At 65.2% G+C, this 6,000-nt stretch carries 7 protein-coding genes; 3 read left to right on the top strand and 4 right to left on the bottom strand.

What is annotated here, in order from left to right; translation table 11 throughout:
- Positions 1-106: 106 nt before the first annotated feature.
- On the top strand, positions 107-1,306 hold the full coding sequence (locus tag FJ958_RS28970) for an adenosylhomocysteinase (protein ID WP_140748760.1): 1,200 nt from the start codon (positions 107-109) through the stop codon (positions 1,304-1,306).
- Between the two features lie 98 nt (positions 1,307-1,404).
- Entirely contained in the window at positions 1,405-2,175 is a 771-nt protein-coding gene (locus FJ958_RS28975) for an IclR family transcriptional regulator (RefSeq protein ID WP_140748763.1), read from the top strand.
- Positions 2,176-2,200: 25 nt separating this feature from the next.
- On the opposite strand, the gene FJ958_RS28980 is transcribed toward FJ958_RS28975, so the two are convergent.
- The 3 genes from FJ958_RS28980 to FJ958_RS28990 all read right to left on the bottom strand — a co-directional run bounded on the left by FJ958_RS28980 (position 2,201) and on the right by FJ958_RS28990 (position 4,122).
- On the bottom strand, positions 2,201-2,584 hold the full coding sequence (locus FJ958_RS28980) for a YkvA family protein (RefSeq protein WP_140748781.1): 384 nt from the start codon (positions 2,582-2,584) through the stop codon (positions 2,201-2,203).
- A gap of 153 nt (positions 2,585-2,737) precedes the next feature.
- Complete coding sequence (locus FJ958_RS28985; RefSeq protein WP_140748766.1) at positions 2,738-3,217, bottom strand: DUF2127 domain-containing protein; 480 nt, start codon at positions 3,215-3,217, stop codon at positions 2,738-2,740.
- 50 nt (positions 3,218-3,267) lie between these two features.
- The gene (locus tag FJ958_RS28990; protein ID WP_140748769.1) at positions 3,268-4,122 is read right to left on the bottom strand and encodes a helix-turn-helix transcriptional regulator; all 855 of its coding nucleotides are present in this window, start codon (positions 4,120-4,122) and stop codon (positions 3,268-3,270) included.
- A 97-nt stretch (positions 4,123-4,219) separates the two neighbouring features.
- Here FJ958_RS28990 and FJ958_RS28995 point away from each other — a divergent pair, with 97 nt between their 5' ends.
- Complete coding sequence (locus FJ958_RS28995; RefSeq protein ID WP_140748772.1) at positions 4,220-5,104, top strand: SDR family oxidoreductase; 885 nt, start codon at positions 4,220-4,222, stop codon at positions 5,102-5,104.
- Positions 5,105-5,123: 19 nt separating this feature from the next.
- On the opposite strand, the gene FJ958_RS29000 is transcribed toward FJ958_RS28995, so the two are convergent.
- Positions 5,124-5,822 (bottom strand): RibD family protein, encoded by a 699-nt coding sequence (locus FJ958_RS29000; protein WP_140748775.1) that lies wholly within the window; start codon positions 5,820-5,822, stop codon positions 5,124-5,126.
- Positions 5,823-6,000: the final 178 nt, after the last annotated feature.

Below are 6,000 nucleotides of genomic sequence, written 5' to 3' on the forward strand. Positions count from 1 at the left end.
GTTCGTTGCCCTCTTCGCGGGGGCTTGACGACCCTCTGCAATATTTGTCACATGCAAAAATCTTTTTTGCAAGTGCTGAATCTGGACCCATGATCGGAGACTTCGAATGACCCAAGCCCAGGCCAATCCGGCGACCACCGAGCTGGTCGAGCGCGGCCGCGCCCGCATCGCCTGGATCCGTTCGCGCATGGCGTTGCTGGCCGGGCTGCGCGAGGAGTTCCGCCGCACGCAACCCTTCGCCGGCCGGCGCATCGGGGTGTCCCTGCATGTCGAACCGAAGACGGCCGTGTTGCTCGAAGTGCTGGCCGAGGGCGGCGCCGAGATCGTCGGCACCGGCAATCACGGCTCGACGCAGGACGATGTCGTCGCCTTCCTGCAAAGCCAGGGCATCGGGATTTTCGGCCGCCGGGCCGATACGCTGGCCGATCATCACGCCAATCTGGCGCGGGTGCTGGATGCAAAGCCCGAGATGCTGCTCGACAACGGCGCCGACCTTGCCGCCGGCGTTGTCGAACGCGGCATCGCGGCGTCCATCCTCGGCGGCACCGAGGAGACGACCTCGGGCGGCGACCGGCTGCGCGCCGAGTTGGCCGGCAAGGTGCCGTTCCCTTCGATCGTCATCAATGACAGTCCGCTGAAGGCGATCGGCGAGAACAAGCACGCGGTCGGCCAGTCCGTGGTGGAGAGCTTCATGCGCATCACCAACCTGATGATCCCCGGCCGGCGCTTCTGCGTCATCGGCCATGGCTGGTGCGGACGCGGCATCGCGCAGTATCTGCGGGCGCTCGGCGGACGCGTGGCTGTCGTCGAGGTCGACGAGATCAAGGCCCTGGAGGCGGCACTCGACGGCTATCGCGTGGCGCCGCTCGCCGACCTCGCGCCGTGGGCGGAAGTGTTCATCACCGCCACCGGCCGCGCCGGCGTGCTGCCGGCCAGCGCGATCGCCGCCATGCGGGATGGCGCGGTGCTGGCCAATTCCGGGCACTTCCCGTGGGAGATCGACACGGACGGCCTTGGCACCATGACCACCGCGGCCACCGATTTGGACGGCACGTTGCGGCGGCTCGACCTCGCCACTGGGCGGCATATCATCCTCGTTGCCGAGGGGCGCATGTTCAACCTTGCCGGCAGCGAGCCGAAGGGCAATTCGATCGAATCCATGGACATCGGCTTCATGCTGCAGGCGCTGTCGCTGGAGAGGGTGGTGAAGGGCAACGGGCTTACGGCGGGCGCGCAGCCGGTGCCAGACGACATCAACCGGCGCATCGCCCGACTGATGACGGCTTCGATGGGCGCCGCCTTGTAGCTATGGTAAGCCCCTGATTCTCTTATTTGACGCAATTCCTGTGGGAAAACCGTTCACGCTTTTCCTGGAATTGCCTTGGTCCGGGAAGGATTGTGGGTATGGCTGGCAAGACCGCGGAAGCGCCGGATTACTCGGTGCCGGCCCTGGAGAAGGCGTTCGACATCATCGAACTCCTGGCCGACCAGAAGGACGGGCTGAACCAGGGCCAGATTTCCGAGGCGGTTGGCCGCTCGATCCACCAGATATACCGCGTGCTGCAGGCGCTGGAGCGGCGCGGCTACATCTTCCGCGACCGCCCGGCCGGGCCCTATTTCCTGTCGCCGCGCATGTTCGAGCTGGCGCACCGGCACGAGCCGCTCCGCGGCCTCGTCCAGGCGGCGCTGCCCTCGATGCGGCGGCTGTCCGACGCCATCCAGCAATCCTGCAATCTCGGCGTCCACAATGCCGGAAGGGTGCTGATCCTGGCGCAGGTGGAAAGCCCGGCGGCGTTCGGTTTTCGCGTCCGCGTCGGCGCCGAGTTTCCGCTGTTCACCACCGCGACCGGACGCACGCTGATGGCGTTCCAGCCGCGGGACAGAGTCAATCAATGGCTGCAAGCCACTGGTATCGTTGATGAAAAGGCCGATGTGCTGGAGGCGCTCGCCCGCATCGGCGCCGACGGCCATGAAGAGGTGGCGGACGGGCTGCAGCCGGGCGTCATCGACCTCGCCTTTCCGGTCATCGGACCGTTCGGCCATTCGGTCGCCGCGCTCACGGTACCCTATGTGGCGACCACCTACAGCGTGCTCGACCTTGCCACCGTGCGCCGCTACGCCGCGCAGGCGGCCGAGGAGATCAGGCTGGTCCTGGCGCCGGAGCCATCGCAATGACCGGAGGCGACGGGTCAGTTTGAATCTAGGCCGGGTGAGTCGGCCAGAATAGCCAGAGCAATGCCGCTGCCGCGACTATCCAGACCGCGATCATGAATATCAGGCCGGCCTTGCTTACCGGCCTGGCGCGTCCGGTCGCTTCATCCCGGAATTCCCGCATCAGATCAACCGGCACCAGCTTGACCGCCAGCATGATTCCCAGCGGCACGATGATGAGGTCGTCCAGATAGCCGATGATCGGAATGAAGTCGGGGATCAGGTCAATGGGGCTCAGCGCGTAGGCGGCGACCGCACCGGCAACCGCCTTGGCATACCAGGGTACGCGCGGGTCGCGGGCGGCAAGCCAGAGGGCGACGACATCACGCCTGATGGCTCGGGCCCATTGTCTGGTCGCATTCAAAATCCTCAAACCAGTGCTCGCTTCTTGCAAGGGCCGCGCGCGGCCGGTGGTTCTAGTGGCTATCGCCGGTAATACGCAGGGAAGCACGAATTCGCACAGGATTGTATTGCTCCACTGTCGATGCGGACGGCCGATCATAGTCGGATGATCCGGCGGGCGCCTCTAACGGCTTGCCACCTTGTGGCGCCGAACGAGGCGGTATTCATGCCAGATCAGCCAGATGACGATGAGATCGAACAGGGTGAGCACGATCAGCCCCGCCGAATGGGTATAGCTGAAGCGGTAGAGCTGATAGACGATGAACAGCAGCAAGGCGACCAGCGAGGCCGGATAAGCCCATAGCTTGCCCCTCAGCAGGCCCACCACCAGGGCAATCTTGATGAGGCCGTGGCTGAGCAGGTAGAACGCGTAGAAATGCTGCGTGCCGACGGAGAAATGGCTCGCCGCGTGCATCAGATGGCTGGCGATGAAATCGTTCGGGTCCTCGGTCAGCTCTTCCTGTGTCAGCCTGTTCACCAGCGCCACGATCGTGCTGGTGCTGACAAGGGCAAGCAGCAGGCCGCCGATGCATTCGACCAGCGCATGTGCGCCCTTAAGCAGCAGGCTGACCTCGAAAATCTGATGGACACGCTGCTCGTTCATGCGGTCTCCTGTACCCTGGCGTGGCGCTTCGACGTTCAACCGGCCGGGCGTCATGGCGCCGGGTGATCGTCCGGCTTCTGCGGCTTCGGCCGCCGGGCGAGATCGCGGATGCGGCCGGCGACCTTATCGTCCAGCGGGTTGTAGACGATCATGCTCAGGTCCGGCCGGCCATCGACCGCGAAAGCCGAGTATTCCAATTCGATGTCGCCGAGTTCCGGGTGCTTCAGGCGCTTGGTCCCATCGCCGTGGCTGAGCACGTCGTTTTCCCGCCACAGGGCGGCGAATTCGGGGCTGACGCTGCAGAGTTCGTCGACCAGCTGGGTGACTTCCGACACCGCGCCGGCGCGCGCCGCATCGGCCCGGAACGCGCCCACCACGAAACGGGCGAGGTTTTCCCAATCGTGTTGCTTGGCGCGGATAGTGGGACTTCGGAACATGAAGCGCAGGATGTTGCGCTGGCCGGCGGGCAGGGCGCCGTAGTCGGTCAGCACCACTTCGGCGGCGCGGTTCCAGGCAACGACATCCCAGGTGGCCGTCTTGATCAGAGCGGGGCTGGCATCGAGCGTATCGAGCAGGCGCTGGAGGCGAGGGCTGACGCCGTCGGCCCCGATGTAGCGGACTTCGGGCGGGCGCCCCAGCCCGAGCATGAAAAGATGTTCGCGTTCCGCCTCGGTCAGAAGCAGTCCCTTGGCGATCCGGTTCAGCACATCGGCCGAGGGCGCGCCGCCACGGCCCTGCTCCAGCCATGTGTACCAGGTCGGGCTTATGTTGGCGCGCTGGGCGACCTCTTCGCGGCGCAGCCCCGGCGTGCGCCTGCGCCCGGAGAAGCCGAACGATGCCGGATCGAGCCGGGTGCGGCGGTCTTTCAGGAAGGCTGCGAGCGAACCTGCGGAATGGATGGTCATGACCGATCCTGTTAGCAATTATACCATGATAAGGTCACTACTTTAATGGAATAATAGATCGGGGATACTGCGCCTGCAACTGTGCAGGAGATTTTGCATGCGTATCTTTCTCACCGGCGCGACCGGCTTCATCGGTTCGGCGCTTGTTCCCGAACTTATCAAGGCGGGCCATCAGGTGATTGGCGTGACCCGCTCCGACGCTGGCGCGGAGGCGCTCGCCGCGGCAGGGGCCGAGGTCCATCGCGGAACGCTCGAGGATCCCGACGGCTTGCGCGACGGCGCGGCGAAGGCGGAAGCCGTCATCCACACCGCGTTCGACCATGATTTTTCGCGGTTTGTCGAGAATTGCGAAAAGGACAGGCGCGTCATCGCCGCGCTCGGCTCGGCCCTTGCTGGATCCGATCGCCCGCTGGTGATCACATCCGGCGTCGGCATGGGCAGTCCCGGACATGGCGAACTGGCGGTCGAGGACGTCTTCAATCCCAGCCACGGAAATCCTCGCATCGCCTCCGAACAGGCAGGCAATGCCTTGCTCGAGGCCGGCGTCAACGTATCCGTGGTGCGCCTGCCGCAGGTCCACGATACGGTCAAGCAGGGGTTGATCACGCCGCTGATCGAGATCGCACGCCAGAAAGGCGTCTCGGCCTATGTCGGCGAAGGCCGCAACCGCTTCTCCGCTGGCCATGTTCTCGACGCGGCGCGCCTTTTCCGGCTCGCCGTGGAAAAGCGGCAGCCCGGCGCGCGCTATCACGCCGTCGGCGAGGAAGGGGTGGAAGTACGCGCGATCGCCGAGGCGATCGGGCGGGGCCTGAACGTGCCGGTCGTTTCGATCGCGCCTGAACAGGCGGGGGAGCATTTCGGCTGGATGGCGATGTTCGCCCCCATGGATCTGCCGGCTTCCAGCGCGCTGACCCAGGCGAGGCTTGGCTGGCATCCGACCGGGCCGACGCTGATCGCCGATCTCGACGCGATGCGATACTGATGCGCTTCGCAAAACGGCTTCAGCCGGGGGTGACGGCGTAGCGCAAGTGGATGAGCCCATGTGCAAGGGCTTCGCAGCTTGTCAGTGACAACAGCACCTTGCCGGCGAGGCCGCTTTCGCCGAACTCGACAAAGCCCTGGTTTGCCGCCCGCGCATCGAGCGCCGGGGCAACCAGAAGGCTGAGTTCATCGACGAGGCCTGCCGCGAAGAAGGAGCCGTTGATGCCGGCGCCGCCCTCGAGCAGCAGCCGGCGGATGCCGAGCTCGCGCCCGAGCACGTCGAGTAACCGGCCGAGATCCATCTCCGCCGTCTCCGACACGATGTAGGAGACGCCGTCGGCGGCGAGCTCGGCCAGATGGCTGTCGGCAACGCGGTGGCCGAGCAGCACCACGACATGGTCGCCGCCGATGTCTGACTTGGAAAAATGGAGCTTGCCCGAGGCATCGAGCGCGACGGCGAAGCTGCCCGCGTCGCGTTGGGCGAAATGATGCGGCCGCTCGACCTTGCCGGCATGCGCCGGCGGGTGCGCGCCGACCTTGCTCATCTCGGCCATGGTGACACGGCCAACGATCCAGGCGTCACCTTCGAGATCCCCATGGACCTGTTCATAGATGCCTGACCATTCGGCCCGGGTTCCGTCCGGGCTTGTGGTGTAGCGGCTCGGATGAAGACTGCCGTCAAGCGATGCGAGCATATGGCAGACGACGTGCGGTTTCATGCAGTTCTCCAACCCTTGGGCTTTGAAAATTCAGGTCCTGTTGTCGTGCTTCCCATCCGCCGGCGCCGCAGGGCTATCGCATAAGGAGTCTTGCGAAGAGAGACCCCCACCCTAACCCTCCCCACAAGGTGGAGGGAATGCTGCCGCGCGCACCGGCGCTTTCGCCCCACATCGGAAA

Source organism: Mesorhizobium sp. B2-3-5 (assembly GCF_006442395.1).
In the GTDB taxonomy this organism is placed as follows: domain Bacteria; phylum Pseudomonadota; class Alphaproteobacteria; order Rhizobiales; family Rhizobiaceae; genus Mesorhizobium.